Raw genomic sequence first — 17,520 nt, forward strand, 5'->3', positions numbered from 1 at the left:
ATCTAAAAACAACGTTCTGGTGAAGTCAAGGTCGTCAGAATGGTTTGTATGTCCTGGGGCAAAGGCGATACCACGCTCAGGCGGCTGCCGGTGGTGGGATGCTGGAAGGTGAGTATGTGCGCGTGGAGACATTGGCGCGGCGGCGCGAGCGGCCTCCAGGGGTCTGAACCGGCGTAGAGGGTGTCACCCACAATGGGCGCGCCCTGCGCCGCCAGATGGATGCGAAGCTGGTGCATGCGCCCGGTGATGGGCTGGAGTTCGATCAATGCAAAGCCCGGCCCCAGCGTTTTGAGGGTCTGGTAGCCGGTGCGGGCTGGCGCGCCTTGCGAGTCGATCTGCATGCGTCTGCGGTCAGCAGGATCACGGCGTAGGGGCGCGTCAATCTCGCCGCAAGCCGGATAAAGCGCGCCACAGACCAGGGCGAGATAGGTTTTGCGAATGGCGCGCTGCTCAAACTGGCGCACCAGATGTCGCCGGGCAGCCTCGGTTTTTGCCAGCAGAACCGCGCCAGAGGTGTCTTTGTCCAGGCGATGGAGCAGACAGGGTTTGGCTTCGCCGCGCATCTGCATATAAAGGCTGACGGCATCAAAGAGGGTTCCATCGGGATGCTTGTAGGCGGGATGAACCACCAGGCCCGCCGGTTTGTCGGCGACGAGCAGGTCTCTGTCTTCATAGAGGATAGGGAGGATAGGAACGCGGGGCGCTGCTATCTGGATTTCGCTGGACACGGATGATCTTCCCTCTGGGTGGCGCTGGATGGGCGCGCAGATATGTGGCGAAGGATGCGCCTGCATTGTGTAGTCTAGTACAAACCAGAGGCTAATTCAAGGTTTCTTACGCTTGATTGCTATCGCTTGCAAAAAGGGGTGGCAATCTTCTACACTTAGAGGGATAGAAGAGGCGCGCCTGCCCGGTGTCTCCCGGCTCTTGTGTGGTGTCTGACCGCTCGGGCTGACGAGGCGCTGCGCCGGATGGCAAAGCGCCTGTTTATTCTACTTCACTTGAGGAGCAGCCTTGTGCGCGAAGTACCCAATCTCCTCAGTATAGGGCGTTTACTCAGCACTGTGCCGCTGGTGGTTCTGGTGCTGCTTGATACTCCCTGGGCTTATCTGGCGGCTCTGGCGTTGTTTGTGCTGGGCGCGATCTCTGATTTGCTGGATGGCCGTCTTGCCCGCAGATATAAGCTGGTGTCGCACCTGGGCGTTTTTCTGGATCTGACGGCTGATAAGGTCTACGTCAGCGCGCTGCTGGTGGCGCTGGTCCAGGTGGGGGTGCTTCCTGCCTGGCTGGTGGTGATCATCATCAGCCGCGAGTTCATTGTTGCTGGCCTGCGTTCGCTGTCGGCTTCCGAGGGGGTTGTGATTCCCGCCGGACGCTGGGGCAAGCAGAAGACGGCCATTACGATGCTCGGACTGGCCGGTTTATTGCTGGCGAAGGCGTTGGAAGCGCAAGCGTCTTTCCCCTGGGGCGCGGCTTCATCGGCTGGCGTGGTGTTTTCGGTTGGCAATGTGGCTGGCGCTGTGTTGATTGCCTCAGATGTCATTATGCTGCTTGCGCTGATCTGGACCATCTTTTCTGCGGTGGAATATGTGGTCGGTGGGTGGTCCCTGTTGAAACGTCGTGTCCCCCAGGGCTAAGGTCCAGGTGTTTTTGTGTGAGACCACCAATATTCTTAGAAAATATTGGGAGTTGGGGGCTTGACAGCCGTATAGCTTGCCCGTATAATCCTCGCCAACAAGGATGAAGTTGGCTGTTTCTCCTGATCAGCTTGCCCATGATGCCGCAAAGAATCTGCCTTGCCTTCAATTGACCTCATCATTGGGGTATGGTGTTCCAGATATGGCCTGGTTGGGTGAAGCAGCGCCGCGAGAATCTCGCGTGAGTTTATGAATGCCTGAGACGTAATATAGATATGCGGGTTCTCTGGCAATTTTTCCTGCCAGGAATCGGCGTTGGTTCGGGCTGGCACAACCATCCAGGTATGGACTGCGCTTGCCTGGATTGATGCCTGCCTGTATTGGTCTTGAGCAGGGTGGAGTCTTTAGTACATTTTCTTTGAGGAGGGCAACAGGTTCATGCGAAAATGGTATCGGACCATTACCTACGCGCTTGGTATTGCAGCGCTTTCTGCTGCTTTGGCAGCGTGCGGAGGTGGTACTACTGGTACGGGAACCAAGCTGTGCAATGGACAGATCAGCATTGCCAGCGATCTGCCGACGACTGGCACCGATGGCTCTGAGGGGAAGCCAGCCGAGAACGCAGTCAAGCTCGCTGTGCAGCAGAATACCGACGTAGGCGGCGGCTACACCTTGAGCCACATCGCGTATAACGACGTTTCAGCGGCGCTGGGTAAGCACGATCCTGACACGGGCGCGAAGAACGTTACCGACATGGTGGCGAATAAGTGCATCCTTGGCTTCGTCGGACCGTTTAACAGCAACGTGGCAGGAGCTGAGATCCCCGTTTCTGAGAACGCTGGCCTGGTGATGATTAGCCCGGCCAACACGAATCCTGGCCTGACGATTGAAGACGCTGCAAAGCCCAACGGCTTTGACTGGGCTACCCTCCATCCGGCAGGCAAGCCAGAGAGCTATTTCCGCATCCCTGGCAATGACATCGCGCAAGGAACCCTGGATGCTGATATCGCGGTTACTGATCTGGGCGCCAAGACGGTTTACATTGTGGACGACCAGGAAGTCTATGGCGTTGGTATCGCCAACTACTTCTCCGATGAGTTCAAGAAGAAAAATGGCGACGCCTCGATCCTGGGGCGTGATGGCATCCCGGCCAATGGGGCGGCGCAGATTCCGGGGCTGGCAGCGAAGATCGTGGCTAAGAATCCTGATGTGGTCTACTACGGTGGCGTGACTTCTGGTGGCGGCGGCACGCTCAAGGCGCAGTTGGTCGCAGCCGGGTACAATAAGCCGCTGGTTGGCGGAGATGGCATTGGCGCTGATGATGGCTTCCTTGATCAGGCGGGTGCGCAGGCGGCCAATAACACCTACGGTACGGTAGGTGCGCCAGATACGGGCAGCCTCACGAATGCTGATGCAGCCAAGTTTAGGACTGACTACAAAGCGGCGTTCCCGAACGAGAACCTGGGGGCCTACAGCGCCAACTCCTACGATGCGGCGAAGATTCTCATCAAGGCTATCGAGGGCATCATCTCCGGTGGGAAAGATCTTAACCGCGCGGCGATGATAGATGCTGTGCAGGCTACCCAGTATGATGGGGTGACTGGTCACATCAGCTTTGACGCGCATGGTGACAACTCCAGCGGCGGCGTCTGGTCCCTCTATAAGGTGGATGGTGGGAAGTGGGCGTTCGTGAAGAACGTGGTTTTGGGCAGCTAGTCATACGCTGACCTGATCGACACCTGATCCTTGGTGGGAGAGCTGGCAACACTCAAGGAGAGCCAGCTCTCTCACCTTGTATCACATGAGCTGCAACTGTTCCCTGGCGCAGAGGGATGCCCTTAGCAGGAAAACAGGTGAAGGCATCTGCTCCGCCCTATCCTTGCCCCCTGGGGGATGTGTAGAAAGGAGCAGTGGCGTATCCCTTGCCAAAAGCGAGGGCTTGCGCGCTGTCATCGCTGATGATTCTTGCTGAAGGTACGCTTCCAATCTTGCAGGTGATCGAGCAAGGTGTCACCACAGGAGCCATTTATGCCTTGATTGCCATTGGCTATACGCTGGTCTATGGCATTATCCAGTTGATCAATTTTGCGCATGGCGATGTCTTCATGTGGGGTACCCTGGTCACGTACTTTATGCTCACAAGGGTATTGAAGCTGAACCAACCGATCACCAATCCTTTCGAGTTGATCGGAATTGTCTTGTTATTGATGGCGCTCTCCATGGCCGCTTGCGCAGTGATTGCCTTCACGGTGGAACGCATCGCCTACCGCCCCCTGCGAAAAGCAGCGAGCGTTGCGCCGCTGATTTCAGCTATTGGCGCTTCCTTCATTCTCGAAAACCTTGGCCTGTTCGCCGTTGGCCCATCGGCGGTCAATGTTCCCAATCTTTTCCCCAATGTCACCTGGACCATTTTTGGGGTGAACTTCAAGAACCTCGATGTTTTTATCATGGCGCTGGCGGTGATCCTGATGTACGCGCTGGCAACCTTTATCAGCCGGACCAAGATGGGCCGCGCGATGCGTTCGGTGTCTCAGGATAAGGAGGCCGCATCGCTCATGGGGGTCAACATCAATCAGGTCATCATTATCACCTTCCTTATTGGGGGTGCGCTGGCCGGAGCGGCCAGTGTGGTCTATGCGATGCGGTTACAGGTAGCCTTTTTCTTCACCGGCTTCGAGGCTGGCTTGAAAGCCTTCACCGCGGCGGTGCTGGGTGGCATTGGCAATATCTATGGCGCCATGCTGGGTGGTCTCTTTATCGGATTGGTCGAGGCATTTGTCACCGCATATATAGAGAATGGTTTGAGGTGGGCAGATGCCACCGTCTTTGCGGTGCTGGTGCTGGTGTTGGTCTTCCGCCCTTCGGGGTTGCTAGGCAAGCCGGAAATTCAGAAGGTGTAGCGGCTGAAGCCGGAAGGAAAGGGAACACACAATGCAGATACCGTTGAAGAGACGCAGTATTCGGCCCTTTGAGTGGCGTCGGGGCATTTTTGGTGGCTGGGGTCTGGGGCTGATCGCTTTTCTGCTCTTCTTATTTATGCCGCAGTTCTTTTCCGATGTGCTTGCCCAGGCATCCAGCGCAATTTTTCCGACGGTTGATGGCGATCAGTGGCTGGGCGTTCTCACCTCCGCTGGCATCTATATCTTGATGGCGTTAGGCTTGAATGTCGTGGTGGGGTTCGCCGGATTGCTGGACCTGGGCTATGCCGCGTTCTTTGCCATTGGAGCCTATGCCTACGGGGCGGCAAACTTTAGCGATTTTCATGTTCCCGTCTGGCCCTTGCTCCTGGCCTCTCCGGTGATTGCCGCGATGTTCGGCGTGTTGCTTGGCGCGCCGACTTTGCGCCTGCGCGGTGACTATCTGGCAATCGTGACCCTGGGGTTTGGCGAGATCGTTCCTATTGTGTTTAGGAACTCATCCACAGTGACCTTTCCGCTCTTAGGGGTTGTCAATTTGCACGGCGTTAATGGCCTGAACGTGCGCAGCCCAACTCCCCTGGCCTTCCCCTTTGGAACCTACACTTTTGAACTGAGCAGCGTCCTCCACGCGGATGTCACCAATTTCTATTATCTGGTGTTTGGGCTGGTGGTTCTGGCAACCATTGGCGTGGTGCTGCTGCGCAGCTCGCGGATTGGGCGTGCCTGGGTGGCGATCCGCGAAGACGAAACGGCGGCTGCCTGCTCAGGCGTCAATCTCGTCAGAACAAAGCTGACGGCTTTTGCCATTGGCGCTTCGGTTTCGGGGTTTGCCGGTGTCCTCTATGGGGCGCAAAATCATATCGTGTCCCCTGAGCAGTTTGGCTTCTCTGTCTCGATTACCGTGTTGGTGATGATCGTGCTGGGTGGAATGGGCAGCATCCCTGGGGTGATTACGGGCGCGCTGCTGCTGAGCATCGTCAGTCGCCTCCTCGTCATCGTTCCCGTCGCCATTCAGGTACCCACCAGCGCGCTCCACTTCCTCGAGGCCAAAGTGCCTAATCTGGCCGAGCAGATTAATAACTCGGAATTCTTGATCTTTGGTGTCATTTTGCTGCTGATGGTCATCTTACGCCCGCAGGGGTTGATCCCCAGCACGCTGCGCAAACGAGAACTGAAGGGTGAAACGGTTGCCCTGGTAGATAGCGAGACGGGCAGAGAAATTGTCGTGCCTGCTGGCGCGCCAGAGAGCGAGGCGACGATTGAATCCTTCCAGGAACTGGAAGAGATAGAAGCCGAGGCGCTGGTTGAAGCGATGGACTCCCCCGCAGGCCCAGAGGGAACCGCTCCTCCAGGCCAGGGGAAGGCAGGAGGCGTCTCATGAGTATTCAGGTGGAACAATCTCCGATGCCCTCGCCTGGGGCGCCTGAGCCTGGCACGCGAACGGATGAAGTGCTGCTCGATGTGCAAGGTATGAATAAAAGCTTTGGCGGTCTGGCAGCAGTTGGCGACCTTGATCTCAAGATCTATCGCGGGCAGATTTACAGCATCATTGGCCCCAATGGCGCGGGAAAGACCACCGTTTTTAATGTGATTACGGGCATCTATCGCCCAGATCGTATCTCGGTTGGCTTTCTGCGAGAAGCCTGGGGCTATCTGGCGATGCTGCTGATCCAAACCTTCCTGGGGATTACGGTTCGTCATCTCGTCGGCGTGGCGTTGGGGACGCTGTTGGGCTATCTGCTGAGCGATCTGGTGTTTACGCTGGTCAATGCGGCTATGCCAGACTATGCCGTGCTGCTGGCAGTTATTGTGGGTGTGCTGCTGGCCCTTGGCATTGCCGCCTATATGCTCCTCGCCCGCAGACGGCTGGGTGGCAATCTCCAGGGGTTGATCGTGGGCATCGTGGAAGCGGTTGGTTTAGGACTGCTCTTTTTTCTGATTATCTCTGCCCAACTGACGCTGGTGGCTGCCGTCGCGGTCTTCCTGGTAGTAGCAGCCGCCGTTTATGGGCTATGGGCGCGCTACGCCAGCCCTTTCGTTGAACCGCTGTTGATTCGCGCGGAGAACTACTTCCGCCCATACCAGGGGAAGATTTTGCTGCGCGGGCGCGAGTTGATCGGGTTGTCACCCGATCAGATCTTGCACCAGGGGGTGGCGCGCACCTTCCAGAATATCCGCCTCTTCAACAATATGTCCATTCTGGAGAACGTTCTGGTCGGCCAGCATGCCCGCCTGCGCTCCGGTATTTTCTCTTCGGTTACGCGCTTGCCAACGATGACCTCGGAGGAAGAGCGGGCGCGCGAGAAGGCCATCGAACTGCTGCGGTTCTTTGGCGAGCATCTGGTGCAGCGCAAAGATGATCCGGTTTCCAGCCTGTCCTACGCGGATAAGCGCCGGGTGGAGATTGCCCGCGCCCTGGCTTCTGACCCGGTGTTGCTGCTGCTGGATGAACCAACCGCTGGCATGAACGAGCGCGAAACGGAGGATGCTGTCCGTTATGTTCGCCGTCTACGCGATGAACGCGGCATTACCGTTCTCTTGATCGAACATAAGCTCACCGTCACGATGGGTATCTCTGATTGGATTTCGGTGCTGGATTACGGGCGCAAAATTGCGGAAGGGTTGCCAGGCGATGTCCGCCGCAATGAGCGCGTGATTGAAGCCTATCTTGGAAGGAAGGCGGCGGCCCATGATGCTTGAACTTCGGGGGGTTGACACCTTCTATGGCCCCAGCCATATCCTTCAGAATGTGTCTATTCAGGTGGATCAAAACGAGATCGTCTGTCTGCTGGGAGCCAATGCGGCGGGTAAGACGACGACGATGAAAACGATTTTTGGAATTGTGCGCCCGGTGAGGGGATCGGTCATTTTTGAGGGCCAGAAGATAGAGCGCGCTCCTACCTCAAAGATTGTGGCCTCCGGGCTGGCAATGGTGCCTGAAGGGCGCCATATCTTCGCGCGTATGACCGTCGCTGAGAACCTGGAGATGGGTGCTTATCTCCATTCGGATCGCCAGCAAATCGCGGAGGATATGGAGCGGGTCTATACGCTCTTCCCACGCCTGAAGGAGCGTCTGAAGCAGGCGGGGGGCACGCTTTCTGGTGGCGAGCAACAGATGCTGGCGATGGGGCGAGCGTTGATGGCGCGGCCCCGGCTGCTGTGCATGGACGAGCCTTCTATGGGCCTTTCGCCTATTCTGGTAGAGCGAGTCTTCGATACGATTACGGAGATCCGCAAGCAGGGCGTGACCATTTTCGTGGTGGAACAGAACGCGAATATGGCGCTGAATGTGGCGGATCGCGGCTATGTCTTGCAGAACGGCAAGATCGTGTTGGGCGACACCGCGCAGAATCTGCTGACGAATGATCTGGTGCGCCAGGCGTATCTGGGTGGCGGGTGATCTCTGCTGCGCTCTTCTCTGCTGATCCCTAAGAATTGACGCGGGATGTGTACCAGCCTGCCCAGGCGCTGTGCTGCCTTTCTGGTAGTCACAGCGCCTTGTTCTGTAATATTGTATTTCATTATGGTATTTCAGCCTTCCTCGGTGTCCAGTGCTTGATGGAGGGCTGCGATACGCGCCTCGATTTCCGCGCGGCTGGAGACTTCTAGTTCCTCCATCTCCTCCAGCAAGCTCTCCAGGCGCTCTAGCAGGAGCAGCGTGTCGTAATCGGGCGCGTCGGGCGCTTCTTCTCGCCTGGCGCGTTGTGGTCTGGCTTTTTTGCGATGGATGTCTGCCATTGGCGCACGTCCTTCTTTCTGAACGCTGGTGGTCCTAGATCATGAGAAAGGAGCAGTTGGGGTCGAGCGTGGTCCAGGCCACGCTTTGATGTTCGCCCCAATTGATGAGCGTTGGAACCTGTGGGGCGCTGCTTTGCCCGGCCAGCGTGACCAGATAGAGGCCATCGCCGCTGCCGCTGCCGGTGGGGAGTGTTTTCCCTGGCGGCGATTCCCAGGTTCCATGTCCGTCGCTGGTGAGCAGGAAGGCGCTGCTCTCCCTGTTCCAGGGGCTGCTGGCGGCTGGCCGCAAAAACGGGGCCTGGGTAGTATCGCCGGGGGCTGGGGGCAGGGCGAAGGCTCCGTTCAGCAACGTCTGGCGCTGTTGGGTAGCGATATTGACCAGCGAGGCGCTGCCAGGGTCCAGGACGAGCAGCCAGTGGCTATCTGGCGACCAGAAGGGCAGCGATGCGGGGCTGGTGTCGTTCCACATGAAACGCAGCGCGCCTGTGGCGCTGTAGAGGCGGTACTCACTGGCGGTGCGCACCAGTAATGCTTGTCCATCGGGCGACCAGGCGTACTGCTGGAGGTTGGCGAGGGTCAGGAGCGGGTGCACCGCGCCGCTGCTGTCTCTGAGGACGAGGGTGGCGACATTGGGAGTGGGACCAGCCGAGGCGACGGCATAGAGCAATGCCCCGCTGCCGGGCTGCCAGAGCGGGCGCGCGGGGTAGCCAGGGGAGAGGGGCAGCGCGATAAGCGCCCCGGTTGCTACGACGCTGGCCGGGCTGCCGGGAGCGCCAACCAATAAGCGCCCGCTGGCATCAATGCTGGCAACGCGGGCGCCATCGCTGTTGATGGCTGGCAGGACGACGCTGGCGGGCAGGTCTTTGCGCGCGACGCCTGCGGGTTGATCGGCCTGGGAAAGCTTCCATTGAGGCGCGGCGGGCTGCCCATCCGATCCAGATGGTTCTTCGCGGTACAGCAGGCGATTGCCGCTGGCATTCCACCAGGCATCGCTTCGCCACAGGCCGCTATCCGGCGGGGTGATCTGGAGAATGGCGCCGCCATCAACGCTGGTGACGCCTAGCTCGCTCTTGAGATCGCCGAAGCCGAAAGTATGCGGATCGGCGGGGGGCGTGCCGTTGGACATGCGCAGGACGATCTGGTGGTGATCGGGCGACCAGGAAAAGCCGATCAGGTGATCTGAGGCGATCTGGTGCAGGTTGCTGCCGTCCTGGTCAACTTCCCAGAGGCTATCTCCGCGCAGGAAGGCGATCTGGTTGCCGCCACTATGCCCAGGGCTGCACGCGCCGAGGGCTGCCACCAGGATGGCGACCAGCGCCAGGATCGCTATCCAGCGCGCGGCGGTTGCCTTAAATATTGCGCTACGTCCATTCATGATGGCTCTTATTGTAAGAGCCGCTTGGGCGCAGATCAAGGGTCACATCCTCAGATAACGCTATCCTGACGGGCGAGTTGGCGCTTTTTCTGTGAACTATGCTAAGATATAGGTGATTCTCTCCTGAGTACTGGATTCTTCAAGGATAAGGTCAAGATCGGTTATGGAACAGCAAACACCTCATGAGCATGTAGAACATACCGGGCAGCACACCAATGGCGCGGCCCAGCCCCACGCGGCTGAGCAGGAATCTTCTGCCCCGGCGGCTGCCCCCAGGAAGCGGCAGTTTACGCGCTTCGTGTTTTTTAAGGTTGCGCCGGAGTGGCGGCGTCTGCCCGCTGAGGAGCGCGAGCAGCAAAAACGCGAGTTTGCCCAGGTGGTCGAGCATCTCCGCGAGCAGATGATGGTCGAGAGCTACAGCACAATGGGCACGCGAGGGGATTGTGACTTTCTGCTCTGGATGGCAAGTCCTGAGATAGATATGCTTCAAGAGGCCGCGACACGCCTCTTTTCCACCGTCTTTGGACAGCATCTGAGCGTCACTTATTCGTACCTGGCGATGACCAAGCGCTCGATCTATATTGAGAGCCATGTTCATCCGGGCCAGGAAGGCATGCGGCTGCAACTGCGGCCAACGAAAGCAAAATATCTGTTTGTCTATCCCTTTGTGAAGCAGCGCCGCTGGTATGAGTTGTCCAAGGCGGTACGCCAGGCGATGATGGATGAGCATATCGAGATCGGCCACCGTTTCCCTACGGTGCGGCTCAATACCACCTACTCTTTTGGGCTGGACGATCAGGAGTTTGTAGTGGCTTTCGAGACGAATGTGCCGGAGGATTTCCTGCAACTGGTCATGGACCTGCGCGAATCGCAGGCGAGCGCCTATACCGAGCGCGATACCCCGATCTTTACCTGCCAGCGGATGGGTATTACCGCCGCGCTGGAGGCGCTGGGGGGTGTTCCAGCGCGCGTGGCGCTTGGCTCATTCTCGTAGGCTTTCCGTTCTGGCGATCTGACAGCGCGCTCTTGCTTGGCGCTGAATCGCTGCCGTCTTTCTGAAACTGATATGCTCCAGGCCCTCTCTTACGGGGAGAGGGCCTGGTCTTTTACGATATAATAAGGGCCATCTTGTGTGATACAAATGTGAAGATATGTTGGTTGGAAGCCAGCATATTGCTATGAAGTGGAATCAGGCGGATTTTGCTGGAGGTTTTATGAAAGAGCCGTTTTTGGAGCGTTTGCAGCAAGGGCCGCTGCTGGCAGATGGGGCGATGGGGACGCTGCTCTATTCGCGTTTGCCCGGCGCTGCGGCGCGGGCGCGCTGCTTTGATGAAGTGACGCTTTCGCGGCCAGAACTGGTGCGGGCGATTCACCAGGAGTATATTCGCGCAGGCGCGCAAATCATCGAGACAAACACCTTTGGGGCGAACCGCTCGAAGCTGGCAAATTATGATCTGGCCGACAAAGTGCGCCAGATCAATATCGGCGCAGCCAGGCTGGCGCGGGAAGTGCGCGAGATTACCGGCGAGAGCGTTTTCCTGGCCGGGGCTGTTGGGCCATCAGGCCGCCCGCTGCAAGCGCCCCTGACGGTCGAACGGGATGAACAGCGGGTGCTGGAACTGCGGGCGATCTTTCGTGAGCAGGTGGAGGGGCTGCTGGAAGGTGGCGTTGATCTCATTATTCTGGAGACCTTCTCTGATCTGGCTGAACTGCGCCAGGCGGTGCTGGCAGTGAAAGAAAGCTGCGATCTGCCGGTGGTGGCGCAGATGAGTTTTGGAGAAGATGGGCGCACGCTGGGCGGGCAATCGCCTGCCAGAGTCGCGCTGGCGTTGGCGGAGCTTGGCGCAGATGTCATTGGCGCGAATTGCAGCGTTGGCCCTTCCGGCACGCTGGATGTGATCGAAGAGATGGCGGTGGCGGTGCGCCGGTTGCCCCAGGTGACGCTTTCGGCGCAGCCGAACGCCGGACTGCCCAGCCGCATTGAGCAGCGTTTTTTGTATGTTTCCACACCGGAATATTTTGCCGATTACGCCCAGCGTTTTGCAGCGGCGGGAGTGCGCCTGATCGGAGGCTGCTGCGGCACGACGCCGCGCCATACGCTGGCGATGCGCCAGGCGCTGGACGACAAAGCAAAGGCGCAGACAGCAGTGAGCATGGCGTCTGCGGCGCTTGCTGTGGCGGCGCGCGCGCCTGCGAACGGGGCGCTGCTGGAAGAAGAAGGGGTCGCGGTCAAAGCTGGGATGCCCACGCGCCTGCAACAAAAGCTGGAGGTGGGTGAGTTTGTGGTGATGGTGGAACTCGACCCTCCCAAGGGCTTGAACCCGGCGAAGATTCTGGAGGGGGCGCGACAGGTCAAAGAGGTGGGCGTTGAGCTTATCAACATTGCCGATAGCCCGATGGCGCGTGTGCGGATGAGTTGCCTGGCGATGGCGCGGTTGATCCGCGATCACCTGGACCTGGAGGTGATTATTCACTTCACCACTCGTGACCGCAATTTGATGGGGCTGCAATCAGACTTGCTGGGGGCGCACGCGCTGGGGATTCGCAATATCCTGGCGCTGACGGGCGATCCCATACACGCGGGGGATTATCCCAATCTGACGGGCATCTGGAACGTGGATTCGGTAGGGCTGATTCGCATTCTCAAGGGGATGAACAAGGGCCAAGACGCGGCAGGGGCCTCGATTGGCGGCGAAGCGTCATTTTACGTGGGCGCCGGGCTGAACCTGAATATGAACGAGGAGATCATTGACCTGGACCGCGAACGCTCGCGGCGCAAGCTGAAAGGGGATGGTGAAGCAGAAGAGGAGCCGCAGATCAGCGAGATTGAGTTGGAACTGGAACGCTATGATCGTAAGCTGGCGGCGGGGGCCGATTATATTATGACCCAACCCATCTATGACATCACGGTGCTGGAGCGTTTTTTTGAGCGCAAGGGGAAACCGCCAGTCCCCATGATTCTGGGGATGATTCCGCTGCATAGCTTCCGGCACGCGGAACGTCTGCATAACGAGGTGGCGGGTATCACGATCTCCGATGCTGTACGCGAGCAGATGCGCGAAGCGGGGGAGCGTGGGCGCGAGGTGGGCATGGAACTGGCGCGCCAGCTCTTGCTGGAAGCGAAGGCGCGCGGCTATATCCAGGGCTGCTATCTGACGCCTTCGTTCGGGCGCTATGATGTGGTCAGTTCTGTGGCGCGTTCGCTGCTGGAATAGCTGGGAGCATCGCCCTTATTAACCCTGCCACTGCTCAGATAGCCGCCCGTACCGCCAACCTCTATGCAGGCGGTACAGGCGGTGTTCAATCGGATTTGGTTTGATGCGGCGCTGACCACCAGCGGTGGTCAGCGCCACGCCTTGCTAGTGGTGAAAGCCGTGATGGTGCGGATTATCAAAAGGGCGCAGGAAAAGAGTTGGATGGAAGCGGATGAACGCTGGAGGCGCGATGTTGAAGGGCTGACCCAGCGCCGCTGCTTCCTGGTTGAGCAGGTTCGGATCGGTGGAGTCATCCCACCTGCCGGTATTCAGGCGGTTGATGAGTGTCTGGAACGCGGCGAGGGTTTCCGCCGGGGTGAAAGTGCAGTGGCCTGCGCGATGCACGAACACCTGGCGCAGCAGGTTAGCATCGCCCGCTTTGTCCACGACGCGCTTGTATGCCTGCTCATCCTGGTTGACGACCAGGCCGTCACCAGTGGTGTGCAGGGTCAGCACAGGCATATCCAGGTCGCCGTTGAAGGTAATGAAGTGGTTCAGGTAGTTGACGGCCTGGGGGTCAGCCGCAATGCGTGGGGCATGATTGAGGGCATCGAGGTCGTGGTTCAGGCTGAGTCCAGCCTGATTGTACAGCGCCTCAACTTCGTGCTTGTTGGCTGACTTGGCAAACTGCACGCGGTAGTTGACCCCGGTGTTCCACGATGGGTTGCCACCAGCGCGGGCCTCCAACTCGGCGCGAGCAAAGAAGACGAAAGCGAAATCAACCTGGCTTGCCCAGAGGAATTGGTTCGCTTCCTGCGTAGCGAAGTCATTGGCCGCTGGCTCAGGCGAGGCAGAGTTAAACCAGCCGGGAGTATCGCCGAAAGCCGAGAGCAAGGCGATGCGCGCCCGACCTTGAGGCGTCTGCTGCGCCGTCGCCAGAATCCCTTCAGCCTGAGAGAAGTTTGCGCTGATCTGCGCCGGATTAAAGTGGACGATGGGCAGCGCGTTTCCCGCCAGCAGGACATTGAAGGCAAAGGCGCCATCGAGCGCCTGATTCCAGGTGCCAATGCCTCCGGCAAGGACACCGCACATAGGCAGCGCGGCGTCGAAGCGATCAGGGAAGAGTTGGACCAATCCGGCAGTGATGATGCCGCCCAGCGAGTGCCCCCAGGCAATGGTTCGGGTGGGATGGCCGCAGGTCTGATCGAAGAAATCGAGCAAGGCGATCTGGTCAGTGAATGCCTGCTCAAGCGCCCAGCCCTGCTTGCTATAGGAGGAGCCAGCCAGCGCGTAGCCCTGGCTGAGCAGTGCGCCGCCGGTCAGGGCATCGCCGACATCAGATGCCGCCGGATTCGTTGGGCCAGGGAAGACATACCCATGACTATAGAGGACAAGGGTTCCATTCCAGTTTGCCGGAACCTCAATCTTATAGTTGGCTCCGCCTATTGTTCCAATGAGGGCAGCAGGGCCAACGTCACCAGCGCAGCTTGATGTGGCAGGGGCAGCGTAGGCGACCCTGCTGGTCGTCATCACACCACCAACAAGCACAAGCAGCGCCAGCACCAGGAGATAGCGCAACTTCATTGAGCAAGCCTCATTTCTTTAGACAATAGAGTAAGCAGTGCTACGAATGGCTGCGCCTGGCATCGGACGCAGTTACTTTCTTCCTCTAGCGTTGGAGGCCGCTCCCGGTCTGGTTGCGGAATGAAGAATGAAGCGAGAGGGATAAAGTCAGGGTGGGGCGCTCCAACGGCTGCGACCACCTGCCTTTCTCAAGATGGTGGGCTGATGGGGGCGTTCACACTGCTCGCTCGCAGCGTGTGAACCAGCGAAGCCCACATCTTGCATCAAGAGTCTACCAGGCACACGTCCTTTGATGCAAAGGAGCATGACTTTTGGGTATGGCTGCGCATGCCTTCATGGATGGGATTACGTGAGGGTGTTACACCGGCTGCTCTGTGGCGCTCGCGGTGGGCAGAGCCGCGCCAATGAGGGGTTGAAGGCTGCTCATGCCCTGGCGGCGCAGGAAGCCTTGAAGGCTGTCGGTGATCTCCAGACCGGCGCGGGGGTTGATAAAGTTGATGGAGCCAAGTTGGATGGCGCTGGCCCCGGCCATGAGAAACTCTAGGGCGTCTTCGAGATTGGAGATGCCGCCAATGCCGATGATCGGAACGGGACGCCCGTTCACGCCCGCGCGCAACTCTTGCGCGACCTCGTAGACCATGCGCAGGGCAATCGGCTTGATGGCCGGGCCGGACAACCCGCCGGTGACATTTGCCAGCAGAGGTTGGCGAGTGTGAATATCTATTTTCATGCCGGTGATGGTGTTGATAAGAGAGATGGCGTTGGCCCCCGCCTCGGCGGCGGCTCTGGCGATGGGACGCAGATCGGAAACGTTGGGGGAAAGCTTGACGATGAGCGGCAGGCTGCTGGCCTGGCGCACCGCTGCCGTGGTTTCAGCGACAATTTCCGCGTCGCTGCCATAAACGCTGGCGCCAGCGCGCAAGTTGGGGCAAGAGATATTGAGTTCGATGCCTGCGACTCCAGGGACGCCCTCCAGTTTGGAGGCGAGCGTGACAAATTCCTGAAGCGTCTCCCCGGCAATGTTGACGATGACCGGAACGGTCCACCCTGCCCAGATGGGCGCGCGCTGGCGAATCAGTTCGTCAATGCCAGGATTTTGCAGGCCAATGGCGTTGAGCATGCCGGCGGCGGTTTCCACGACGCGCAGCGCCGGATTGCCCGCGCGCGGCTGGAGGGTGGTTCCTTTGCTGATGATGGCCCCCAGGCGCTGTATGTCGGTAACGCTGGCGTATTCTGTGCCGTAGCCGAAGGTTCCAGAGGCGGTCATGACGGGATTCCGCAGGCGCAGGCCCAGCGGATGTCCTGGCGCTAATTCGGTTGTCAGGTCTGGCTCACTCATGCTGCTGCTCCCTGGCGAAAGACGAAGAGGGGCGGTAATCCTGGCGCTGTCCTCATTCTACCGCATGAGGGTGGTCTTTGCTCTGCACGCTGCTCTCTGCATGATTTAGAGGGTGAGCCTGCCGCTGGCTCGTCGCACGTCCTGGGCGACGAAGCGACTGCCCCAGATGCCGATGATTCCGGCGATCAGCAGGGCGGCAGGGCCAGTGATGAGCATAGCCTCGGCCAATTTGGATTGGCTATGAGGGTCGAGCCAGTACGAGATGCCACCCACGATGGAGGGGGCAGCAAGATCACCAAGCAGATGAGCCAGCATAAACGCCAGGGCAACTGCTGAGGAGCGTATCGCTGGCGGCACAGCGTCTTGTAAGGCGGCATTGAGCGGGCCGACATAAGCATTGAGCAAGGCGCCGCTGAGGACGAAGAAGGGCAGGAAAACCCAGATGCTGGGGCTGATCAGAGCGAGCGTGAAAATGGGCGCTGCTAACAGGAAGCTAATCCCGCCAGCCATCAGGCGGCCCCCAACATAGCGTTTGGTGAGCCAGTCGGCCAGGTAGCCGCCGCCCAGCGCGCCACCGATGCTTGCCAGGGCCAGCAGCAGAGCTGCGCCACCGATGCCCATCAGCGGGAGGTGATAATCACGCCTGAGGAGTGGCGAGAAGAAGATGGCCGCAGGTGTGATGACAAAGAGTCCCAGCGCCTGAATGATGACGCATATCACCAGCGTGCGGATGCGCAGAAGGCTTCTGATCTGCGCCAGGATGGAGCGTAAACCGCCGCCAGGGTGGTAGCCGTGTGGCCCGCTCTCGCCAAGTCCCTCGTCTTCTGCCTGCCGGGGTGGTTCGCGCGTTTTCCACATCAGGAAGGCCAGGAAGAGTCCAGGTGGGCCGATGAAGAAAAAGGCCAGCCGCCAGCTATGTGTTATTTGGGCGACGAGGCCGCCGACGAGAATGCCCACCGCGAAGCCAACCAGCGCCCCGGCTGCCCAGCGGCTGAGGATTTGGGCGCGGCGTTTGCCAGGGAAGTATGAACTGAGCAGCGAGGTGCCTGCCGGGGTGTAACTGGCTTCGCCGATGCCCAGCCAGGCTCGCGTGGCGAGCAAACCAAAAAAACTGTGGACGAAAGCAGTGAGGAGCGTGGCGGCACTCCAGAGAGCGACACCAGCGGCAATGACATCTTTACGCTTGATGCGATCTGCGAGGAGTCCCAGGGGCAGCGCGCCCACCGCGTAAATGAGCAGGAATGAACTGCTGAGCAGCCCCGTCTGGAAGTCATTGATGCAGAAGGTGGCGTGAACGCCGCGACGGCAGAAGGACTGGTCTGTCTGGATCAAGGGGAGCAAGAGGCTGAAGACCCAGCGGTCCACGTAATTCATCAGGTTGATGCAGAACATCAGCCAGAAGATATAGCGGCCATAGCTCCGCGCGTAGGCCCAGGCGCTTGCAGCACTGGTCTCGCTTTCGGCCTGCGCTGTTCCTTCTGCCCGGGCGCCGTATGCTGGATCGTCGCTAATGGTAGGTTCAAGCATCTCCATCACCTCCCTATCCTCATCCCTAGAGCGTGCCATTTCCAGTTCCCCTTGCCAGTCGTACTATCCTTGCGAAGCGTGTGTGAGGTCTTCGCTGTCTTAGAAGGCAGAACCTTCAAGAGAATGATAACGAACAAGTGTCACAGAATGGTGACGCAAACGTTACGAACTGGTAATGTCTGTATGTCTTTTCTATGGCGAGAAGCTG

The 17,520-nt window shown here is 59.0% G+C and carries 14 protein-coding genes; 8 read left to right on the top strand and 6 right to left on the bottom strand.

Annotated elements, in window-relative coordinates; all coding sequences use genetic code 11:
• Window positions 1–2: 2 nt before the first annotated feature.
• Window positions 3–728 carry an RluA family pseudouridine synthase gene (locus VH599_21895; protein HEY7350977.1) on the bottom strand — a complete coding sequence of 242 codons (726 nt, stop codon included), beginning with the start codon at window positions 726–728 and terminating at the stop codon, window positions 3–5.
• A 288-nt stretch (window positions 729–1,016) separates the two neighbouring features.
• On the opposite strand from VH599_21895, the gene pgsA reads away from it, so the two are divergent.
• The 6 genes from pgsA (at window position 1,017) to VH599_21925 (ending at window position 7,955) form a co-directional block, all read left to right on the top strand.
• Window positions 1,017–1,637: a CDP-diacylglycerol--glycerol-3-phosphate 3-phosphatidyltransferase gene (gene pgsA / locus VH599_21900; protein HEY7350978.1), complete on the top strand. Its 621-nt coding sequence runs from the start codon at window positions 1,017–1,019 to the stop codon at window positions 1,635–1,637.
• 438 nt (window positions 1,638–2,075) lie between these two features.
• Window positions 2,076–3,353 (top strand): branched-chain amino acid ABC transporter substrate-binding protein, encoded by a 1,278-nt coding sequence (locus tag VH599_21905; protein HEY7350979.1) that lies wholly within the window; start codon window positions 2,076–2,078, stop codon window positions 3,351–3,353.
• 206 nt (window positions 3,354–3,559) lie between these two features.
• Complete coding sequence (locus VH599_21910) at window positions 3,560–4,537, top strand: branched-chain amino acid ABC transporter permease (GenBank protein ID HEY7350980.1); 978 nt, start codon at window positions 3,560–3,562, stop codon at window positions 4,535–4,537.
• A gap of 31 nt (window positions 4,538–4,568) precedes the next feature.
• The gene (locus VH599_21915; protein HEY7350981.1) at window positions 4,569–5,936 is read left to right on the top strand and encodes a branched-chain amino acid ABC transporter permease; all 1,368 of its coding nucleotides are present in this window, start codon (window positions 4,569–4,571) and stop codon (window positions 5,934–5,936) included.
• Window positions 5,933–7,255 (top strand): ABC transporter ATP-binding protein, encoded by a 1,323-nt coding sequence (locus tag VH599_21920; GenBank protein ID HEY7350982.1) that lies wholly within the window; start codon window positions 5,933–5,935, stop codon window positions 7,253–7,255. The genes VH599_21915 and VH599_21920 overlap by 4 nt, the downstream gene beginning before the upstream one ends.
• Window positions 7,248–7,955: an ABC transporter ATP-binding protein gene (locus VH599_21925; GenBank protein ID HEY7350983.1), complete on the top strand. Its 708-nt coding sequence runs from the start codon at window positions 7,248–7,250 to the stop codon at window positions 7,953–7,955. Before VH599_21920 ends, VH599_21925 begins: the two co-directional genes overlap by 8 nt.
• Before the next feature lie 131 nt (window positions 7,956–8,086).
• On the opposite strand, the gene VH599_21930 is transcribed toward VH599_21925, so the two are convergent.
• Together VH599_21930 and VH599_21935 are read right to left on the bottom strand one after the other, a co-directional pair.
• Complete coding sequence (locus VH599_21930) at window positions 8,087–8,293, bottom strand: hypothetical protein (GenBank protein HEY7350984.1); 207 nt, start codon at window positions 8,291–8,293, stop codon at window positions 8,087–8,089.
• Window positions 8,294–8,327: 34 nt separating this feature from the next.
• Window positions 8,328–9,668 (bottom strand): hypothetical protein, encoded by a 1,341-nt coding sequence (locus VH599_21935; protein HEY7350985.1) that lies wholly within the window; start codon window positions 9,666–9,668, stop codon window positions 8,328–8,330.
• 163 nt (window positions 9,669–9,831) lie between these two features.
• Here VH599_21935 and VH599_21940 point away from each other — a divergent pair, with 163 nt between their 5' ends.
• Complete coding sequence (locus tag VH599_21940; GenBank protein ID HEY7350986.1) at window positions 9,832–10,662, top strand: chlorite dismutase family protein; 831 nt, start codon at window positions 9,832–9,834, stop codon at window positions 10,660–10,662.
• 220 nt (window positions 10,663–10,882) lie between these two features.
• Window positions 10,883–12,883, top strand: a complete 2,001-nt coding sequence (locus VH599_21945) for a bifunctional homocysteine S-methyltransferase/methylenetetrahydrofolate reductase (protein ID HEY7350987.1) — start codon at window positions 10,883–10,885, stop codon at window positions 12,881–12,883.
• Between the two features lie 144 nt (window positions 12,884–13,027).
• Here the strand turns inward: VH599_21945 and VH599_21950 are convergent, their stop codons facing one another.
• The 3 genes from VH599_21950 to VH599_21960 all read right to left on the bottom strand — a co-directional run bounded on the left by VH599_21950 (window position 13,028) and on the right by VH599_21960 (window position 17,351).
• Entirely contained in the window at window positions 13,028–14,446 is a 1,419-nt protein-coding gene (locus tag VH599_21950; protein ID HEY7350988.1) for a prolyl oligopeptidase family serine peptidase, read from the bottom strand.
• Between the two features lie 358 nt (window positions 14,447–14,804).
• Window positions 14,805–15,785 carry a dihydroorotate dehydrogenase gene (locus VH599_21955; GenBank protein HEY7350989.1) on the bottom strand — a complete coding sequence of 327 codons (981 nt, stop codon included), beginning with the start codon at window positions 15,783–15,785 and terminating at the stop codon, window positions 14,805–14,807.
• 105 nt (window positions 15,786–15,890) lie between these two features.
• On the bottom strand, window positions 15,891–17,351 hold the full coding sequence (locus VH599_21960; GenBank protein ID HEY7350990.1) for an MFS transporter: 1,461 nt from the start codon (window positions 17,349–17,351) through the stop codon (window positions 15,891–15,893).
• Window positions 17,352–17,520 lie beyond the last annotated feature (169 nt).

The sequence above is a fragment of the Ktedonobacterales bacterium genome, from assembly GCA_036557285.1.
In the GTDB taxonomy this organism is placed as follows: Bacteria; Chloroflexota; Ktedonobacteria; order Ktedonobacterales; family DATBGS01; genus DATBHW01.

Bases quoted from the DNA above. Each gene is read 5' to 3' on its own strand.
- VH599_21905 (HEY7350979.1), top strand. From the start codon at position 2,076: ATGCGAAAATGGTATCGGACCATTACCTACGCGCTTGGTATTGCAGCG.
- VH599_21915 (HEY7350981.1), top strand. From the start codon at position 4,569: ATGCAGATACCGTTGAAGAGACGCAGTATTCGGCCCTTTGAGTGGCGT.
- VH599_21920 (HEY7350982.1), top strand. From the start codon at position 5,933: ATGAGTATTCAGGTGGAACAATCTCCGATGCCCTCGCCTGGGGCGCCT.
- VH599_21925 (HEY7350983.1), top strand. From the start codon at position 7,248: ATGCTTGAACTTCGGGGGGTTGACACCTTCTATGGCCCCAGCCATATC.
- VH599_21930 (HEY7350984.1), bottom strand. From the start codon at position 8,293: ATGGCAGACATCCATCGCAAAAAAGCCAGACCACAACGCGCCAGGCGA.
- VH599_21935 (HEY7350985.1), bottom strand. From the start codon at position 9,668: ATGAATGGACGTAGCGCAATATTTAAGGCAACCGCCGCGCGCTGGATA.
- VH599_21940 (HEY7350986.1), top strand. From the start codon at position 9,832: ATGGAACAGCAAACACCTCATGAGCATGTAGAACATACCGGGCAGCAC.
- VH599_21945 (HEY7350987.1), top strand. From the start codon at position 10,883: ATGAAAGAGCCGTTTTTGGAGCGTTTGCAGCAAGGGCCGCTGCTGGCA.
- VH599_21950 (HEY7350988.1), bottom strand. From the start codon at position 14,446: ATGAAGTTGCGCTATCTCCTGGTGCTGGCGCTGCTTGTGCTTGTTGGT.
- VH599_21955 (HEY7350989.1), bottom strand. From the start codon at position 15,785: ATGAGTGAGCCAGACCTGACAACCGAATTAGCGCCAGGACATCCGCTG.
- VH599_21960 (HEY7350990.1), bottom strand. From the start codon at position 17,351: ATGGCACGCTCTAGGGATGAGGATAGGGAGGTGATGGAGATGCTTGAA.